Origin of the sequence: Micromonospora sp. WMMD1219 (assembly GCF_049315215.1) — a bacterium.
GTDB lineage: Bacteria > Actinomycetota > Actinomycetes > Mycobacteriales > Micromonosporaceae > Micromonospora > Micromonospora tulbaghiae.
The window spans coordinates 5,343,043-5,360,864 of record NZ_CP186057.1 but is presented as its reverse complement, the minus strand read 5'-3'; the positions used below and the strand labels follow the sequence as shown (position 1 = coordinate 5,360,864).

The 17,822-nt window shown below is 69.4% G+C and carries 15 protein-coding genes; 9 read left to right on the top strand and 6 right to left on the bottom strand.

The features are described from left to right. Positions 1-9 precede the first annotated feature (9 nt). Positions 10-741, bottom strand: coding sequence for a class I SAM-dependent methyltransferase (locus ACN27C_RS25020; protein ID WP_422748508.1), 732 nt, complete (start codon positions 739-741; stop codon positions 10-12). Positions 742-821: 80 nt separating this feature from the next. On the opposite strand from ACN27C_RS25020, the gene ACN27C_RS25015 reads away from it, so the two are divergent. After that, positions 822-1,289, top strand: a complete 468-nt coding sequence (locus ACN27C_RS25015) for a hypothetical protein (RefSeq protein WP_422748506.1) — start codon at positions 822-824, stop codon at positions 1,287-1,289. Between the two features lie 35 nt (positions 1,290-1,324). Here ACN27C_RS25015 and ACN27C_RS25010 read toward each other — a convergent pair whose 3' ends face one another. Beyond that, positions 1,325-1,909, bottom strand: coding sequence for a DUF6119 family protein (locus tag ACN27C_RS25010; protein ID WP_358192608.1), 585 nt, complete (start codon positions 1,907-1,909; stop codon positions 1,325-1,327). 227 nt (positions 1,910-2,136) lie between these two features. Here ACN27C_RS25010 and ACN27C_RS25005 point away from each other — a divergent pair, with 227 nt between their 5' ends. Next, positions 2,137-2,913 carry an inositol monophosphatase family protein gene (locus tag ACN27C_RS25005; RefSeq protein WP_358192610.1) on the top strand — a complete coding sequence of 259 codons (777 nt, stop codon included), beginning with the start codon at positions 2,137-2,139 and terminating at the stop codon, positions 2,911-2,913. Here the strand turns inward: ACN27C_RS25005 and ACN27C_RS25000 are convergent. The 3 genes from ACN27C_RS25000 to ACN27C_RS24990 form a co-directional block, all read right to left on the bottom strand. Beyond that, positions 2,897-3,382, bottom strand: coding sequence for a GNAT family N-acetyltransferase (locus ACN27C_RS25000; protein WP_358192612.1), 486 nt, complete (start codon positions 3,380-3,382; stop codon positions 2,897-2,899). The genes ACN27C_RS25005 and ACN27C_RS25000 overlap by 17 nt on opposite strands. Then, positions 3,379-6,696 carry an orotidine 5'-phosphate decarboxylase / HUMPS family protein gene (locus ACN27C_RS24995; protein ID WP_422748503.1) on the bottom strand — a complete coding sequence of 1,106 codons (3,318 nt, stop codon included), beginning with the start codon at positions 6,694-6,696 and terminating at the stop codon, positions 3,379-3,381. The genes ACN27C_RS25000 and ACN27C_RS24995 overlap by 4 nt, the downstream gene beginning before the upstream one ends. Positions 6,697-6,805: 109 nt before the next feature. Beyond that, entirely contained in the window at positions 6,806-8,224 is a 1,419-nt protein-coding gene (locus tag ACN27C_RS24990; protein ID WP_358192615.1) for a hypothetical protein, read from the bottom strand. A gap of 573 nt (positions 8,225-8,797) precedes the next feature. Between ACN27C_RS24990 and ACN27C_RS24985 the strand changes: the two genes are divergently transcribed. Beyond that, on the top strand, positions 8,798-11,317 hold the full coding sequence (locus tag ACN27C_RS24985) for a GmrSD restriction endonuclease domain-containing protein (RefSeq protein WP_358192617.1): 2,520 nt from the start codon (positions 8,798-8,800) through the stop codon (positions 11,315-11,317). A gap of 11 nt (positions 11,318-11,328) precedes the next feature. On the opposite strand, the gene ACN27C_RS24980 is transcribed toward ACN27C_RS24985, so the two are convergent. Then, complete coding sequence (locus ACN27C_RS24980; RefSeq protein WP_358192947.1) at positions 11,329-11,538, bottom strand: hypothetical protein; 210 nt, start codon at positions 11,536-11,538, stop codon at positions 11,329-11,331. Here ACN27C_RS24980 and ACN27C_RS24975 point away from each other — a divergent pair. From ACN27C_RS24975 to ACN27C_RS24950, 6 genes are all read left to right on the top strand, one after another. Further along, positions 11,437-11,781, top strand: a complete 345-nt coding sequence (locus ACN27C_RS24975) for a UvrD-helicase domain-containing protein (RefSeq protein WP_358010279.1) — start codon at positions 11,437-11,439, stop codon at positions 11,779-11,781. The genes ACN27C_RS24980 and ACN27C_RS24975 overlap by 102 nt on opposite strands. Before the next feature lie 98 nt (positions 11,782-11,879). Continuing rightward, positions 11,880-12,521, top strand: a complete 642-nt coding sequence (locus ACN27C_RS24970) for a DUF6308 family protein (RefSeq protein WP_422748500.1) — start codon at positions 11,880-11,882, stop codon at positions 12,519-12,521. After that, positions 12,518-12,790: a hypothetical protein gene (locus ACN27C_RS24965; RefSeq protein WP_350816623.1), complete on the top strand. Its 273-nt coding sequence runs from the start codon at positions 12,518-12,520 to the stop codon at positions 12,788-12,790. The genes ACN27C_RS24970 and ACN27C_RS24965 overlap by 4 nt, the downstream gene beginning before the upstream one ends. A gap of 359 nt (positions 12,791-13,149) precedes the next feature. Then, entirely contained in the window at positions 13,150-13,740 is a 591-nt protein-coding gene (locus tag ACN27C_RS24960; protein ID WP_422748498.1) for a DUF7019 family protein, read from the top strand. Between the two features lie 9 nt (positions 13,741-13,749). Continuing rightward, positions 13,750-17,205, top strand: coding sequence for a protein kinase domain-containing protein (locus ACN27C_RS24955; protein ID WP_422748496.1), 3,456 nt, complete (start codon positions 13,750-13,752; stop codon positions 17,203-17,205). 4 nt (positions 17,206-17,209) lie between these two features. Beyond that, a complete protein-coding gene (locus ACN27C_RS24950) occupies positions 17,210-17,821 on the top strand; it encodes a hypothetical protein (protein ID WP_422748494.1) in 612 nt (203 codons plus the stop codon). Position 17,822 lies beyond the last annotated feature (1 nt).

Genomic DNA, 17,822 nt, shown 5'->3' with positions numbered 1-17,822 from the left:
CCACCGGGATCAGCGCAGCACGAGCAGGTCCAGGGCGTCGACGACCGGACCGTCGTCGGTCCTTGCTGCCTCGCGTAGCCGCTGGACGCCGGCGGCGTACTCCGCGTCGGTGATCAGCTGAAGCGGCGTGTGCGCCTCCCGGCGTAGGCCGGCCGCCGCCTCCCGCAGCGACGGCGCGGTGACCTGCGGAACCTGCTCGACCGCCGCGGTGGCAAAGCCGGCGGCGGCGAAGGCGGCCTCGACGTCGGCGATGCCGGGGTACGTGTCCAGCACGCGGATCGCCTCGGGGAAGTAGTCGAACAGCGTGATCGCCTCGTGCCGTCCGGCGAACGCGGACCGGATGAGCACCGGTGCGCCGGGCTGCAGCACCCGGCGCAGCTCGCGTGCCGTCGCGGCCAGGTCGGGCACGTGGTGGATGACTGTGGACAGCCACGCGCCGTCGACGCTGCCGCTCGCGAGTGGGATGCGTTCGGCGTCACCCGCGATCAGCGGGGCGAACGCGCACCGGGCGCGCATCGCCGCCGACGGCTCGACGGCGACCACCTCGACGCCGGGAAACCAGTCGGTGAACGCGCCTGCCCAGCTGCCGGTCCCGGCACCCAGGTCGAGCAGTCGCGTGCCCGGGCGCGGGGTGAGGTGGCGGGCGACGGCGGCACGCCAGGCCGTGAGACCGTCGTCGGTGAGGTGCCGGGTCGCGGCGAACGCCTCGGCGTCGGCGTCGTGGTACGCGATGCGGGCCATACTCGACAGCCAACTCCCCGGCGGGCTGCCGGGGCAAGCACTGTGACGCGTTACCTGCGGACCTCGGAGAGGGGTAGAGAGTGCGGTATCGGATCCACTTCGACGCCGAGGTGCCGGCGGACGCCCTGCGCGCGTTCCTGTTGTTGGAGTACGGCGTCGCGCCGGAGGCCGTGTACGTCGGGCGGATCGAGGACCGGACCGTCGACGATCCGCGACCGGTGGCGATGCTCAACCCGCCCGACCAAGACGAGGGCTTCGGGTGGATCCTCACCGGCGACACCGAACTGGCCGACGCCACCGGTCTGCGCGAACATGATTTCGCGGTCACCCTCGCCCGCGCGTTCGGCGTACGGGCGCTCGTCGACGACGGCGGCATCCATCCTGACCGGTGGGTGCTGGTGAGCGCCGACGGAAGCAGCGGCCGGGTGCTGACCGACTGCGACGCCGCCGCCGACGGGGACCTGCGGATCGTGCACGCGCTGGAACCGGTCAGTGGGGAGCCGCAACTCGCCGTCGTACCGCCGCCGGAGTGGGCCCGCGACTGGTGACCCGGCGGGTCCACCGTGCGGTCGCGTACCCGATGCTACCGGTGCGGCGCCGCCGCCTGGCGCCGGTCGCGGCGACGACCGGCGCGGGCGCCACCGTCCATCGGACAGGCAGACCATGGCCGCGTGACGGATCCGGTCGATGCCATGTGGTTGCTGCCCCGTGCGGAGGAGCTTCTTGTCCAGCAGCACCAGACCCTGGTGCTGCTTGGCTGACTCGCGGTTGCAGCAGTCCCGTTCGCCCGATCCTTCGCCCACGGCGGCAACACGACGCTGGGCGGCCGGTTCAGGGTGCGGCTCACCTCCTGACGCAGAAACCCGCTGTGGCGGTCACCGATCTCGTACCACTGCCCTTCGTGCGGCAGTATGTGCCCGCCCTCGACGGCGACCTCGGCGGTGACCCAGCGGGACACCGGCGTCGACGTCATCTCCTCGGTGCCGGCGTAGAGCGTCAGCGTGTCGTTACGCAACCCGGTCCACCGGTCACCGCCGAGGGCGTGGACGGCGTGCGACAGATTGGTTGCCAGGTCCAGGCCCAGGCCCAGGTCCGTGGTCAGGCTCGGGCGTTGCCCGGAGCGGGGTACGCGAACCCGGTACGAACCGACGTGCTCGACGTCGTCCACCAGGCTGCCCGCGCGCCCTACCTCGACCGGACGGCGGAGCTGACCGTGTACGAGCAGAGCTGGGCCAGCGCTGACACATTGGTCACCAGTCCCGGCGGCTCACCGGCAAAATCCTGAAGGAGGTGCACCATGGTCGAACCGATCTGGACCGCGGATGATCGAGGATCTGGCACCGGTCGGGCGAGCGGTGCGACGATCCTGACCGACGTCGAGGCAAGGAGACCCGAATGGACGACGACGCCGGGAAGCTGCGTGACCTCGCCCGGGAGATGGCCCACCTCGGCGGGACGGAGCTGCTGCGCCGTTTCGGCGACCACGGTCGGGTCGACTACAAGTCCTCACCCACCGACCCGGTCAGTGAGGCCGACCGGGCGGCGGAGGAGGCGATCGTGGGTCTCCTGCTTCGGCGTCGGCCCGGCGACGGCATCCTCGCCGAGGAGGGCAATGACCGGTCTGGCGACTCCGGGCTGCGGTGGGTGATCGACCCGCTCGACGGCACGGTCAATTACATCAGCGGCATGCCGTTCTGGTGCGTCAGCGTCGCCTGCGAGCGGGCGAGCACGGGCGGCTGGACGCCGCTGCTCGGGGTGGTCCACGACCCGGTGCACGACGAGACGTTTCATGCCGTCACGGGTAGCGGCGCCTGGCTGGGAGAGCGGCCGTTGCACAGGCCCGGCCGCAGTGAGTTGGGTGAGATCATCCTTGCCACCGGCTATGCCTACGACGTTGCGCATCGCAAGCACCAGTCCGAGGTCATCGCCGACCTCGCCGCCGACGTGCGGGGCGTACGGATGCTCGGCTCCACCGCCCTGGCGCTGGCGTGGATTGCGGCCGGCCGGATCGACGCCTACGTAGAGGACCGCGCCTCTCCGTGGGACTGGGCGGCCGGTCGGGTGATTGCCGCCGAGGCGGGCGCCTCGGTGGAGCCGCTCGACAGTGGTGTGCTCGCTGCGCCGCCGGAACTGGTCGGCCAGTTGCGGTCCCGCGTCAGGACCGAGGGCTGACCGGCAACTCGTAGACGGCGCGGTCCTTGCCAGCGCCCTTAAAATCCGTCAGCACCTGCACGCCGTCGACATCCCGGTTGCCGCGGACATTGTGAAAGCCGAGCGTGAGCCACGTCCGGTGCGCCGCGCGGTTCTCCGGCTCCGAGGTCAGGTAGAGCCGGCGGCAGCCCCAGTCGGCCGCACGGGTTCGCACCGAGTCGAGCAGCAGCCCGGCGACACCCCGCCGGCGGAAGTCCGGATGGACCATCACGTCCTGCACGTAGACGTCAGCCGGGTCATCCTGACTGCGGAATGCGATCACCGCGCCGGCCAGGGTTCTGTCCTCCAACGCCACCGGGCACGTCGACGAGAAGAGCCGCGCATACAGCCAGTAGTCCGACGAGGTGCGTGGCCGCACGAAAGGCTCACCCAGCGCCATCAACCGTTCCACATCGCCGGTCAGCTCCGACCGCAACGGGCTGACGATCACTGCGCCTCCTCATCCGGGCGGCGCACCGCCGCGACCAGTTGCTGTGCGACCAACTCGGGATCCAGTCCTTCGGTGACGCTACGGCCCACAATCAGGATGTCCCAGTTCGTACTGACCAGCACGTCCTGGTCACTCGGACCGAAGCCACCCGACACGGCCACCGGCAGCCGAGTCCACGACCGCATGGCCTGCACCCGCGCCAGTGGCCGGCGGGTGCCGACGCCGATGTCGATGTTGGTGGTAATCGCGAAGGCATCCACCCCGGCACGTTCCATGTCCCGCACCCAGGACTCCGACAGCGCGGTGCCCGGCACGTCCAGCATCAACGGAACACCGAGCCGGTGTCCCGCCTCGGCGGCGGCCGCCACGCTGGCGACGCTCGCCGGCCCGATCAGGAACACGACGTCCGCGCCAGCGCCGGCCGCCAACACGACCTGTTCTCGCCCCCAGTCCGCCGACATCATCTCCGCGACGACCACGACCTGCGGAACGTCGCGCTTGATGCGTTCGATCGCGTGGACCCCGTATTGCTTCACCAGCGGGTCACCGATTTCGACGAAATCGACACCGGCGCGACCGGCCGCGCGAGCCACCGCGACGGCCTCGTCGAGATCGGCCAGGTCCAGCGCCACCTGGAGCGTCCGGCCACCCCTCAGCCGCCGGAACGCCTCGCGCAGCACCGGCGCGTCCCAGGGCACCTCGGGTGCCCGGTCCCGCGCAGGATCGAGCGCCTCCGCTTCCCGTCGTACCAACCACGAGTCGGACTGTTGCCCCCGGCCGACGAGGCGTCGCCGTTGATCCGGGTTCATCGCCGTCCACCCGGTACGCAACTCCCGCAACAGACCGAACAGCGCCTGCTCCGCCACCGGCGTCACCGACGCCGGCCCAAGCGCCGGCACCAGAAGCCGTAGCCGCTCCACCAGCACCCCGATGTGCCGGGGTGGAGCCGTCCACGTCGGATCCGCCGCCATCACTCGGGCCGCCCGCCCCGTCAACTCGCTTCCTGGTTCCGCCAGGAGCGCGTGCAACACGCCTTCCCGGACGTGCCAGTTCGGGTCGGCCAACAGTCGCTCCGTGAGATCGGCACCCGCGGGCGCCTGCACCACCGGCAGCGCCCGGGCGGCTGCCGCCCGCACCTTGTAATCCGTGTCGTCACAAAGGTGTTCCAGCACCTGCGCAACCGCCGACGGAAACGGCGCGTCCTTGTCCCGCGCGCCGTCGGCCAAAGCGGCACGCACCCGCCAGTCCCGCGACGCCAACAGGTCCGCCAACCGGTCATCCTCGCCGGTGGAAAAGAGGTGCCAATGGCGGGCCACGAACGCGGCAAGCTCACCGGAGACAGCGCCACCCGGCACGAGCCACCGGTCCGGTTCCGCCTCGCCGGGGTGAGCGTCAATCGCCGACCGCACCTGCTGCCAGAGCTGCGAGCCGTACCGGTCGAGAACGCGCAGCAGCCATGGCCGGAAGCCGGCGCCAAGCGCGGTCGCCGTACGGTCCATGCCGAGCAAACTGCCGGCGAGGTCCACGTCGTCCTCCCGGAGCACCCGCTCCGCGGTGCGACGCAGCACACTGTCGGTGACGAATCGGGCATCGGGAAGCGCGAGCAGCAGTGGCACGGTGACCCGGCCGTCCACCGTCGGAGCGTTGAGGACCGCCGTGACCGTGGCCGGCGCGACTCGGTCCAGCGCGAGTGCGGTCAGCTCGCAGACCGACCGGGCCGTCGCCGATGTTACCGCCTGCGCGGCGAGCGTGTTGAAGGCCGCAGTCACCAGCGAGACGGATCGGGACTCACGCATGCGCCGGCTGATCACGGTGGCCAGGGCGAATTCCCGGATCACATCGTGGCCGAACTCGATCCGCCCACTGACTGGCGAGCGGACCAGCAGAGGCGCCGGCACCGCCAGGGAGCCATACGGCGGAGGGTCACTCCGGAGCCCTGGGGGCACCAGATCCGGACGTTCGCGTTCCGCCGCGCGCGCGAGCTCGTCCACCGCGCCTTCGCCGGGCGAGATGGCCCGCACACACCTGTCGATCAGGTCGTACGCGTTGATCTGAGCCCAGCCGATCTCACCGCCGGCCCGAAGCAGCCGCAGATGCAGCGGCGTCCGCACCAGTTCGCGCACGGCCGGGGGTAGCTCCGAGAATGCCGGGTCACCCGGTTGTCGGGATGCCTCCCAGGCCCGTCCCGCCTCCGTCATGCTCCAGCGTGACAGGTGGTGGGAGGCGGTCGCTCCCCGCGGCGCGTATACCGAGGCGGCCAACACGGGAAAGGGGCTCACGTCGATCTCAGGCGGTGTCCGGACGACCAGCATGAAGCGAAGCTGTGGCTCCACCACTTCGCGCAGCAGCGTGTCGATGTCCTGGGCCACGGCCGTCAACTGCCCGGTGTCGCGGATGCCGTCGACCACGATCACACAGCAACTTCCTGCGCTTCGCGCCGCAGCCTCGACCGCCAATGACGGGTCACCGGAGGCGGGCAACGACGCGTACCGCAGGATGCGTGCCGCCGGCGATCCCTGCTGAGCCAACCAGTGATCAGCCACGTGGAGCTGGAAGTCCGCTGTGTCCACCACTGCGGCGACGTGCTCGACGAGCCGTGATTTACCGCATCCGCCGGCTCCGACGAGCAGGTGGACCCGCGCACTGGAGCCGAGGAAGTTCGTCACGCTGCGCACGGCGTCCACCGGCACCTGGTACGGCGGCGTCCGGTCGCGATCGGCGCTCAATGCCGCCAGCAGCGCCTCCGTTCGGCGGCGGGAGCCTGGTCCGAGGGCGTCGGCGGCTTCTTCGGCAGTGGCCTGGACGCTGATGTGCTGAGCGATCAGGTCGACCTGCTGCTCGATGAAGGCGAGCCGCAACTGTTGCACGAGCGGGCCGAGGCTGCTGCCCGGGGCGAGCGAGTGGGCGACCATCGCCTCCCACAGCGCGGAGCTGAACGCGACGGCGAACGCGACCGGATCGACCGCCACCGTCGCAAGCGTCTCGTCCTGAGGGAGACGGCTGCGGAAGCGACCGGCCCAACGGTCCAGGCTCACCGACCGTCCCGTCCCGGCTCGCACTAGACCCGGCTGCACGATCCACCGCGGCACACCGTTCTCCGCGAAGAAGTCCAGGCAAACCAGCTCAAGCAGCTCCCGAGCGGAATCATCGGTGTCTGGTGTGACCACGGTCAACGCCTGGCGCAGCGCGGCGCGGCAGACCTTCTCGAGATCCCGGTCGAGAGCGGGGGAGCGGACAGCGGCGGTTGCTCGCCGACCGGCGGCAATACTGAGGCTGGTCAGTATCTCGGCGGCGAACTCAGCGATGAGCGACACACCACCCCCGATGGCTGAGGCTCCTTGCGTTCGACCTGGACCCTAATGTCCATCTCGGACGAGGTCCATGGATCGGTAGCGTCGATGTCAGCCGCCACTCGCTTCTTCTTCAGTCGCGCCGATCAGTGACGCGGATGGTGAGGATCGTGCCGTCCCGGCCGAGCGACACGACGCCGTCGCGCGGCCGGGATCGCAGCCACCGGCGGCGGACCAGCGGTGCCGTCCGGAGGTACGCGGCGATCTGGCCGTCCGCGAGCTGGCGGTACAGGCCGCTCTCCACGCCGCGGAACACCTCCAGAACCTTGCCGTTCGGCAGCGGTGCGCGATAGAGGGTGCCCCGGGCATGCAGGTCGTTCGCCACTTCGCGGGACGTGGCGGTGCTCGCGGCCCACGACGGGTCCAACTCGAACAGCCTCAGTTGGCCGTTGGAGGGCTCCTCGTCGCCACGTTGTCGAGGTGTCGCGTAGTCACGTGCGGTGGCGCTGTCGCCGGCGAACAGCAGCGCGGTGGCCGCCACCGCCCGGGTCAGGACTCGCGTGAACCAGCCGCGCTCCTCCTCGGGTACGTCGAACACCTCCGGTGCTCCCGGCAGCAGTTCGTCCACCGGCACCGGGCCGGTGGCGTCGGGTGGCCCAGCGTTCTCATCCACCGCCGGCCAGTTCCGTGCCTCATCGGCGTCGGCGGGCCGGGTGCGCCAGCGGTGGTCCTCCGGGCGATCGCGCAGCATTCCCTCGAAGTCGTCGGGATCGCCGTCCCACAGCTCGTCGTCGCCGGGCGGGTCGAGGACGTATGAGGTGATCCGCCGCTCGGTCAGGTGCGAGGCCACCATCAGGGCCGGTGGGCGCCGTCCACCAACGGCGAGGGTCCGCACCTGCACAGCGGCTCGGGCGAGCTGGCCGTAGGCGAAGCCGGGCGACTGGTGGGTGCCCTTGCATTCCAGCACCACGATCTTCATTCGGCTATGGCGGCCCGAACTGTGGTGCCCCACCAGGAAATAGTCCGGGCGCTTCTGACTCTTCGAGGTGCGCGCCACCACGCCGGCCCCGTCGATGAAGCCCGCCTTCAGGGCCACCTCCGCGTCCACGGCGAAGAAGGTCCAGCGAGGGTGTTGCCGTTGCAGCACCCTCTTTGCCACCACCAGGGCCAAGCCGATGCCCAACTGCTCGGACTGGGTCACCTTGTGGTGGTAGACGAGGCTCTGGGCCGACGGAGTCAGGCCGAGGAAACCGCGCTGCCGGTTCAACGTCGCGCAGTAACGGACGTGCGCCCAGTGCCGGGCGACCTGGGCCAACGGCGATGCGGTCAACAGCGTGGTCGCTACCCCGAGTTCGTGCAGCACCTGCGCCGGGCTGGTTCTCACGGTCGGGCCGATCGTCACGATGGTGGGCGCCTTGCCGTAGCGGTACGCGTCGTTTGTCCTGGAAGCTTCCTTGGCGTACTTCTCGACGGCGTCGACAACGCGGAAGGAGGATTCGACGACCAGTCTCGACGGCTCGCTGAGGGATCGTACGAGGGATTCGATGTCCACGCCCACCCCCGGTGCTGACGTACCGCTAGAGGTTGAGCACTCAGGGTCATCGAATGGTTTCGAAGTGTCAATAGCGTGACCGAGCCCCACGTCGGATCGCTCAAGTGACGAGAGCGTCTGCCTAGGATCGCTGCCGACGCGACCGTCTTGAGGGAGGGAACCGAAATTGCCGATGCGCACTATGCCGCCTGCAGATTCAGCGCGACAGTCCAGATCAACAAGAAGTGGTGCTGCACCTGCTCAGGGCGTGTCGCAATACTGTGAATCCGGACGGCACAAAAGCAGATTGCCCGGGGCGGGACGAAGGCCAAGGACTGGCAAGCGAGGGAGGGAGTCGCGACGTTCTGCTTCAGCGCCCCGACCGATCGAAGCAGGTTTCTCGACGAGGCGGAGCGGCTTCTGCCTGCCAAATCCTGGCGATTGATCTCCACTAGTGACAGCGACCCCGCGACAAGGCAGAGGTAGGCGAATCGTGGCGGGTTGCTGACGAGTCGCGTTCGCGACTGAAGAGCAGATCCACTCCGAGCGTCTGGTTGGCTGGCGGGATTACGCCTGAGACGATGGGAGCAACACATGGTTGCGGCGCACGAGACGACGCTGCGGGAGCTACTCGAGGGTGCCAAGCAGTATCGGGTGCCGCTCTACCAGCGGACATACTCGTGGGCCGACTCCCAGCTCAAGCGCCTCTGGGACGACATCCGCAAGCTCGCCGAGGAGCGCGTCGAGAACCCTAGCCTCACCCATTTCATCGGCTCCCTCGTGCTCGCTCCCAGCCCCACGCTCGGGCCTTCCGTCTCCGAGTTCCTGGTGGTGGACGGCCAGCAGCGGTTGACCACCCTGTCGATCCTGCTCTGCGCCATTCGCGACCACCGCGCGAAGCACGAGGATCCGGACCATCGGGATCGCATCGACCAGGAATATCTGATCAACAAGTACAAGCCGGCTCACCGATTGAAGCTCGTCCCCACCCAGGCGGACCGTGCCGCCTACGAGGCGTGCCTGGAGGCCACCCCGCAGGCCGGCGGCAGCGATCAGGTGGGCGCGGCGTACCGGTTCTTCGCGGCCCAACTCGTCGCCGTCGACGATCCGGACGACCCCATGGACATCGAACGCATCGAGGACGCGGTCATCTCGGGCATGGCGCTGGTCTCGGTCGTGGCCGGCGGCGGCGACAACGTCTATCGCATCTTCGAGTCGCTCAACAACACGGGCCTGAAGCTCACGCAGGCCGACCTGCTGCGCAACTACCTGTTCATGCGGTTGCCGACCCGAGGGGATGCGGTCTACGACTCGCTGTGGTTCCCACTGCAGAAGCAGCTGGACTCCGGAGAACTGGAGCAGTTGTTCTGGCTCGACCTGGTGCATCGGAACCCCGAGGTGAAGCAGACTGACACCTACGTCGGCCAGCAGGAGCGGCTCAACGGCCTCCACACCGAAGCCGAGATCGAGGCCGAGGTACGCCGCCTCTGTCGCCTCGGCGCCCTCCTACGGACCATCCTGCACCCCGACGAAGAGCAGGACTTGGAGGTACGGCGGCGTCTGGCCCGGCTCAACACGTGGGACACCACCACCGTGTTGCCGTTGCTGCTTCACCTGCTTGACCGCCGCAAAGAGGGCACGGCCACCTCCGACCAGATCGCCTCAGCGATGCTGTACGTCGAGAGCTACTTCGTCCGACGGTTGCTGATCGGCCGCGCCACCGCGAGCATCAATCGGGTGATGCTTCGCAGCGTGACCGACATGCGGAAGGACCTTCCGGTCGACGAAGCGGTGCGGACCTACCTGTCGGTCGGCCGGAAGTACTACGCCACCGACGCCAGCCTGCGGGAAGCGGTGCGGTCCATTCCGTTCTATCTGAACGGGCGCGCCACGCAGCGCAAGCTGGTCCTGCAGTGGCTGGAGGAGTCGTACGGCAGCAAGGAGCCGGTCGCGCCGGCATCCTTGACCATCGAACATGTGATGCCGCAGAGCCCGACCGCAGAGTGGCGGCAGATGCTGAGCGAGGACCTGCAGGGCGAGGAGAGCTTCGCCGAGGTGCACGAAGCCCTGGTTCACACGCTGGGCAACCTCACACTGACCGGCTACAACGCGGAACTGAGCAACAGCTCCTTCTTGGTCAAGCGCGCGCAGTTGGGCAAGAGTGGGGTCGCACTCAGTCGAGAGATCGCTGACCAGAAGCGCTGGGGACGCCCAGAGATCCATGCGCGTGCTGATGCGCTTGCAGAACGGATCATCACCACCTGGCCCGGGCCCACCGAGGCAGCCGGCAACAGGTCCGAGGTGCCATGGGATGTCATGAACACGGCGCTCGCTGCTCTGCCCGCCGGCTCCTGGACCTCGTACGGTGACCTGGCCGCGCTGATCGGCAGCCACCCCGTCGCCGTCGGCGCGCGACTGTCCAACCATCCCGCGCCCAACGTGCACCGGGTGCTGCAGGCTGAGGGCGTGGTCGCGCCCAACTTCCACTGGGCCGACCCGACCCGCACCGACGCCCCGCAGGACCTGCTGCGTGCCGAAGGCGTCGAGTTCGACAAGTACGGCCGGGCCAGCCAGGCCCAGCGCATCGGCGTCGAGGAACTGGCCCAGCTCGCCGGCATGCCGCAGCAGGACGATCCCGGCCAGCTTCTCCGGCCCCGATCGCGCCGGAGCAACTCGCTGGACGACCGGTTCCTCGAACAACTGACCGACCTCCAGGACCCGCAGGTCGCCCACGGCACCGTTGCGGTGCTCGAAGCCTGGGCCAGCATGGGCGGCACGCTGCTCTACGGCTCCGGCGGCGAGACATCATGTTTCCTGATGGCGCGCGGAAAGGAGCACGAACTCGGCAACATCTGGCCTGCCACTATCTATCCGAGCGGGAAGTTCGAGATCGTGTTCCAGCACCTGAGCACCCGACCGCCGTTCGACGACATCACGCTCCGGGAGCAGTTCCGTCAGCGGCTGGACGCGCTGCCGGGGGTGAAGATCGCCCCCGCCAAGCTCGCCCTCCGCCCCGGCTTCCCACTCGACGTCCTCGTCGACCTGCAGGCGCGGGAGGCGCTGATCGAGCATCTCCGCTGGTTTTACGGACAGATCACTCACGCCGAGGGCTGAGGCTGGTTCTATCATTCGGCCTCACCCCTTACGCCGCGCGTCACCCGTGGAGAGCCCTCGTGCCCCCAGCTCGCCTTCGCCAACACCTTCTGGTGTTCCCGCACGGCTTCGGGCATGTGGTGGTCGACGAGGCGCAGGACCTGCGCCCGGCGCAGCGGCGCGTGCTGCGAGCCGCCGTACCGCCCGGCCCCGGCAACCTCTTCATCACCGGTGACCCTCACCAGCGCATCTACGAATCATGGGTGTCACTGGGCTCGCTCGGCATTTCGGTGACCGGCGCAGCCGGCTGCGCGTCAACTACCGCAGCACCGATGAGATCCTCGCCTGGGCGACCCAGGTGCTTGTCGACGCCCGGGGCGGCGAACTCGGCGGCGACGGAAAGGACAGTCTCGCCGGCTACCGGTCGCTGCTGCACGGCCGTAAACCCGAGGCCCACGGGTACGCGTCGCCGCAGGCCGAGGTAGCGCGCTGGTTGAGCAGGTGCAGCACCTGGCGTTCGCCGCCAACGACCGACCTTGATAGGAGAGGCGTGAGAGAACCCCTCACTCTCACCCAGATACTGATGGTGCTCGACGACCCCCGGTCAATTGCCGACCTGCGGCGTTACTTCCTGGAAGCCGGTGACGAGGCGTATGCCGGCGGGCAGTTCGAGCGGCTCGGCGGTGGCGGAAGCCGCCCCGACATCGCCAACATCGTCACTGCCGCGGATCTCATCGCGGTGGAGTTGCTCAGCGTTCACCTTCCCCCGCATCGGTTGCTCGACCTGTTGCAGGGGCATCTCGGTGAGCGGCTCGCGGCCGAGTTGGCAAGGATCCCCGTAGAGGTCGAACTGAGGGACATGGATGCCGTTCCGCTCATCGCCGTGGGCGGCCCTGCCGACGTCGCGTGGCGAATGCTGCGCGACACGGACGGCATCGGCTGGGTCATCGCCGGCAAGTTGCTCGCTCGCAAGCGACCGAAGCTGGTGCCGGTTTACGACTCGGTGGTGGCTTGCGCGCTACGTACCGGCACCGGTTTCTGGGAGTGGCTGCACGGCAGGCTCCGGGAGGACAACGGCTCGTTGGCGCAGCGTCTCCGTGTGCTGCACCGGCAGGTCAACTTGCCTGCGGAGGTAAGCCTCATCCGTGTCCTGGATGTCGTGTTCTGGATGCGGCACCACCGCGAGCACCAGGGCGGTAATTGCCGGGGATTGGAGCTGTCGTGAGCAGTACGGGTACGGGGGGAAGCGGCAGGCAGCGAACCATCGCCGTGGGCCTCCGCGACGTAGGGCCCGAGAAGTATGCGGACATCGCGAACGCCGTGTGGATGTTGCTGGAGGCGATCGGCTGCGACTTCACCGTCACACCGGACGGGCAAGATGACGCAACCGCTCTCGACAAGCGCTGGGACGACTACAGCGACGTGTCGTGGAAGCACGGCGGCCGGGGTGGGACACCGCAGGCGAAGGCCGCCAAGGTCGATCGGCAGCGATAGGCAAAGCGGTAGCAGCCGATTACGCAGAGCTGCGACGTCACACATGGGCACCTCTCTGCAACTCCGAGACGTGTTGTTTCGATGTCTTTGGGGCTGGCAGGGGAGCGTCGTGCAGTTGCTGACAGGGGATCGCTCGCGGAAGTGGACCTTGACCAGATGTCGAGCGCTCTCGGCAACCACGGCGTGGCGTGGCCGTAGACCAGGTGGTGCTGCGTCGTCGTGGCGCCCATCCCGCACGAACGGTCCCACAACCAAGATCGGTCCGCGCGGACACCGATCATCGTCGATCGGGGGTCAGCGGCGTGCGCGTGCGCCACGTAGGGTGGGCTTCGGACGTCTCCCCGTTACCGGAGTGCATCTTGAGCCTCAAGTACTACCTCTACCTGTCGCATCTCAAGATCGGGCTCCTGGCGGCGCAGGTCGCCTCCTCCGCCCAGCACGAGACCGAGCTCGCCGTGGACCTGAAGGTCGTCCGCTACAGCCGCAAGGCGGTCCTGCCCGAGCGCCACGACCTCGACAAGCTGGAGAAGGTGATCCGGCACCTGCAGGACGCCGACCAGATCGGCGCCGCAGACGAGGAGCGCCCCTACGTCCAGGCCTGCCTGGAGATGCGCTGGCAGGTCTTCCCGACTGCCGGCATCGTGGTCTTCGCGGGGACGCTCGACGACCAGGTCGTCGTCCTCGGCGGGTCGGCGTCGCACGTGGTCGGTGGCGGTGACGCCGAACCGGTCGGATCGGTCCCGCCGTACCTGTTCCGCAAGCTCCAGGAACTGCGAGGCGACCCGGGCGAGTTCGACGACGAGCGCTTCCACGAGTCGCTGGCGCAGATCGGGGCCGCGCTCCCGGGGCCGGCGCAACGGGTCGAGTTCGTCGCGAAGCGGCTGGCCGAGAGGCCGGGCCCGAACGGCACGCTGCTGGGCAGCCCGATCTACGTGGCGCTCGTCGGCTAGGGCCTCGGCGTGGACGCGGGGCAGGTCATCCGGTGGCGGCCGGGGGAGACCGTCCTCGACACGTTCCGCATCGAGGAGGTCGTCGAAACCGGCGGCACGGGGTTCGTCTACCGCGCGCATCACCTCGGCTGGGGCGTCGACCTGGCGGTGAAGACGCCGCGCCCCGACCTGGCCTCGGCGCCCGGGATCCTCGACCTGCTCGCGCAGGAGGCGCAGGCCTGGACCGATCTCGACCCGCACCCGAACGTGGTCGGCTGCAACTATGTGCAGCGCGTCGGGGCGTACCCGGTGGTCTTCGCCGAATGGGTCGCGGGCGGTGACCTGACGGCGGCGGTGCGGGACGGGCGGTGCCGCGATCTCCCGCGGGCCCTGGACGTCGCGATCCAGATGCTGCGCGGCATCGGCCACGCGCACGCGGCAGGTCTGGTGCATCAGGACATCAAGCCCTCCAACGTCATGTACGACGGTGAGACCGCACGGGTGACCGACTTCGGCACCGCTAAGGCGAAAGCGTCCGTGTCGCACAGCGCAGCGGGTGGCGTAGAGACCTCGTACGCGACGCTCGGCGGATTCACACCGCAGTACTGCTCCCCCGAGCAGGTCGACCCGGACGGAAGGATCGGCCGGACCAGCGACATGTGGTCCTGGGCGCTGACGGTGATCGAGCTGCTGCACGGGCGCCGGCTCTGGAAGTGGGGACACGACGGTGCGGATGCGCTGGCGTCGCTACGCGGCGATCTCCCGCGACCGCTGCGCGACCTCCTGTCCGGCTGCCTGGCGCGCGACCCCCGGTCGAGGATCGGCGACACCGCCGAGGCGGAGGCCGTCCTGCTGGGCGTCTACGCGGACTGCACATCGGGTCCCTACCCGCACCCCGACCGGGTGCCGCCGTCTCTCAAGGCCGACGGCCTGTCCAACAAGGCGCTGTCTCTGTGGGACCTCGGCGACCAACGCCGGGCCATCGAGATGTTCGAGCGGGCCAAGGCGATCGACCCGCACAACGTCCGGGCGGTCTACAACCACGGGCTCCTCAGATGGGCCGACGGCATGGTCACCGACGAGACCCTCCTGTCGGAACTGCGCGCCACGGGCGACTCCTGGGAGGCGGACTACCTGGCCGCGATGGTGCACATGGAACGCGGTGACGGCGTCCTCGCGGCCCGGCACCTGGCTGAGGCGGACCGCAAGCATCCGGGTTCGCCGGAGATCGCGGCCGCGCGGGAGCGCTGTGCCCGACTGGAGCCGAGGGGCACGCTCGAGGTGTTCGGGCAGATGTCCGGCCAGGTCGTCGCGATGGCCTGCGATCACGACGCGACACACGTGGTGGTGGCCGAGAAATCAGGGCGGGTGCGGGTCTGGGACGCCTTCGCGGGCCGGGTGGTCGCGGAACTCGCCGCCTCCGGCCCGGCTCCCGTCGACGTCGCGATCGACCACGCCGGAGCGCGGATCCTCGTCTGCTACCAGGATTCCCGCGTCGAGCGGTGGCGGCTCGCCGACGGCACGGCCCACCTCGAAGGCCGGCTGGAGGGAGGAACATCCGTGGCGCTCAGCCCCGAGGGTGGCTTCGCGGCTGTGGGTACGGCCGACGGCCGCGTCCTCGTCTTCCGCACCGGCGCGTGGGAGCCGGTCGCCGGCATCCGGCCCCACGACGGCACAGTCACACGGGTGATCCTCGGCCCGGACGCCGAGGTGTGCGTCTCCGCCTCACTGGGCCGCCCCGGCTCCGCTGTCGACCACCGGGTGGAGCAGTGGTGGCCCCTGCGGGACACGAGGATGCGGGGCCTGCACCTACCCGCCGACGAGATGGACGGCGACGGCCAGAAGGTCGCCCTGGCGGCGGACGGGTCGACGGTCCTGAGGATCGGCTACCAGTCCCTGACAGTGGTGGACATGCGGGTCTGGGACGAACCGCGACGGTGGGAGGTCCCCTGGCTGACCGGTTACCGCATGCTCGGCGTCTCCGGCCGGGCCGGTTGGGCGCTGCTCGACCCCGGGACCGGCGACCTTCAAGTCCTCGAACTCGCCATCCGCCGATGCGTCCGCACCTTCCCGAAGGACTGGGCGCGGGGTTCGCGTCGCGACGCGACGGCGTTCAGCGGGGACTGCGGCTACGCGGTCATCGCCGAGTCGCACGGCTACAGCGGCCAGACCTCGCTCTCCCGCCTTCCCATGCCGCTCAGCGGGCACCTCGCTCCCTGGTCGTACGCGCCGCCCCGCCCGGTCGGTGCCCTCGCGCGCGACGAGCGGGCGTTCGACCAGGTCATGGAACGCGTCGAGGCGATGATCGCGGCCGGAGAGGATCGGCGCGCGGCGGACGCGATCCGCGAGGCGCGTGCCGTTCCCGGCCACGAACGTCACCCGCGGCTACGCCGGGCCTCCGGGGCCCTGGGCCGGAACCTGCGGCGCACCGGACTGACCGGCATCTGGCTGGAGCAGGAGCTGTCCGATGTCATGCTCGCCCGTGGCACCTTCGACGTCGGCGCCTCCGGCCGGTTGTTCGCCTTCCCGGCCAACGTCGACGAGGTCGAGATCTTCGACCTGGAGACGCTGGAGAAGGCAGGCGGGGTCACCGAGCGGCGGAACCCCGCCACCAGCCTGTCCTTCGCCAGGGGCGGCCGGGACGTGATCATCGGCTACTCGGACGGATCGGTGGCCTGCCACGACACCAGGACGTTCCAGCCCCGGTTCAAGGTGGCCGGCGCCCTGGCTCGCGACGACGGGAACACCACGCTCGACATCTCGGGCGACCTGTTGGCGGTCGGCTTCGGCCATGGATTGGCGACGGTGTGGTCGCTGGAGGCGGCTGCCTGCGTCGCGACGGTCCGCACCGGACCCGGCACGATCGTCGGCGTCACGGCTGACGAGGCGTCCCGCTCGATCGCCGTGCAGCTGCGAACCCACGACGCGGCCGCCGTGGAGGTCCGGTCGATGGACACCGGAAAGCCCGTGAAGACCTTTGCGGACGTCGACCGGCACACGGAGATCCGGTTCGCCTCCGGGATGCTGCTGCTGGCCGGGATGACCCGCCTGACCGCGTGGCGACCGGGTGACAGGCGCCCGTCGTACCGGCTCGACCGGGTCAAGCACAGCTCGTCGGCGGCGTTGGCCTTCACGGACTCCCGTCGGCTCGCCGTCATCGCCGGGCTGACCGGCTTCGTCGTGTGGGACGCCGCGAGCGGAGAGCTGGTGTTCGACGGGAGGGCTCTCGACGGCCCGGCCGGAAGCCTCTCCGGGGTCGAGGAGGTGGTGGTGTCGCCCGACGGGAGGTTCGCGGTGGCCGGAGACCCGGGAGAGCAGACCGTCGACGTGTGGGATCTGCGCGCCGGACGCCGGATCCGCTCCCTGCACGGTCACCACGTCCGGGTCAACGCGATACGCGCCGACGACGCGTTCGGCACCGTCGTCACCGGCGACCACCAGGGCAATGTCCGTATCTGGGGCCTCGATTGGGACTACGGAGAGTGATCCGATGACCGGACGCAGTCAGCACGAGGAACTGCGAGCCGCGTTCCTGGCCAACCGGGAGCGCGTCAGAACCTGGCTCGACGCCTGGGAGATCCCCGAAGTGGTGTGGACCGACGAGTTCAACGAGATCCCTCTGCCCTGGGTCGTGCGGGAGCAGGAAAGGCAGAGCTGGCTCAAGCGCCACGCACCCTTCCTGGACGCGTACGACTGGTTGTTCGTCGGACGGCCGCTGACCCCGGGGGTCCGCGAGGTGCGGGCACTGTGGCACTTCGGGCCGGCGCACCGGTTCGCGGAACTCGATCTGACGATCACCAGCGTCTGTGACCCCGAGTACCTGGCCGAGAAGCTGACCCTCGCGGTTCACCACGCCGGCTTGAAGGGCTGGCGTGACGCCGACGCGCAGCCGCTCTATCAATGGCTCGTCGAGGGTGTGCACACCATGCCCCTCGACAACGGTGTGCGGGGCAGCAAACGTTCGGGGTTCGTCCTGTTGCGTTTCACCCGCTTTCCGACCTCCGACGGGGACGTGATCGTGCGTCTGACCGCAGCGGAGACCGACCGCGCCCTGGACGGCTCACCTCTCGACGACGACGGGGTGTCGGTTCCTGACGGGTAGA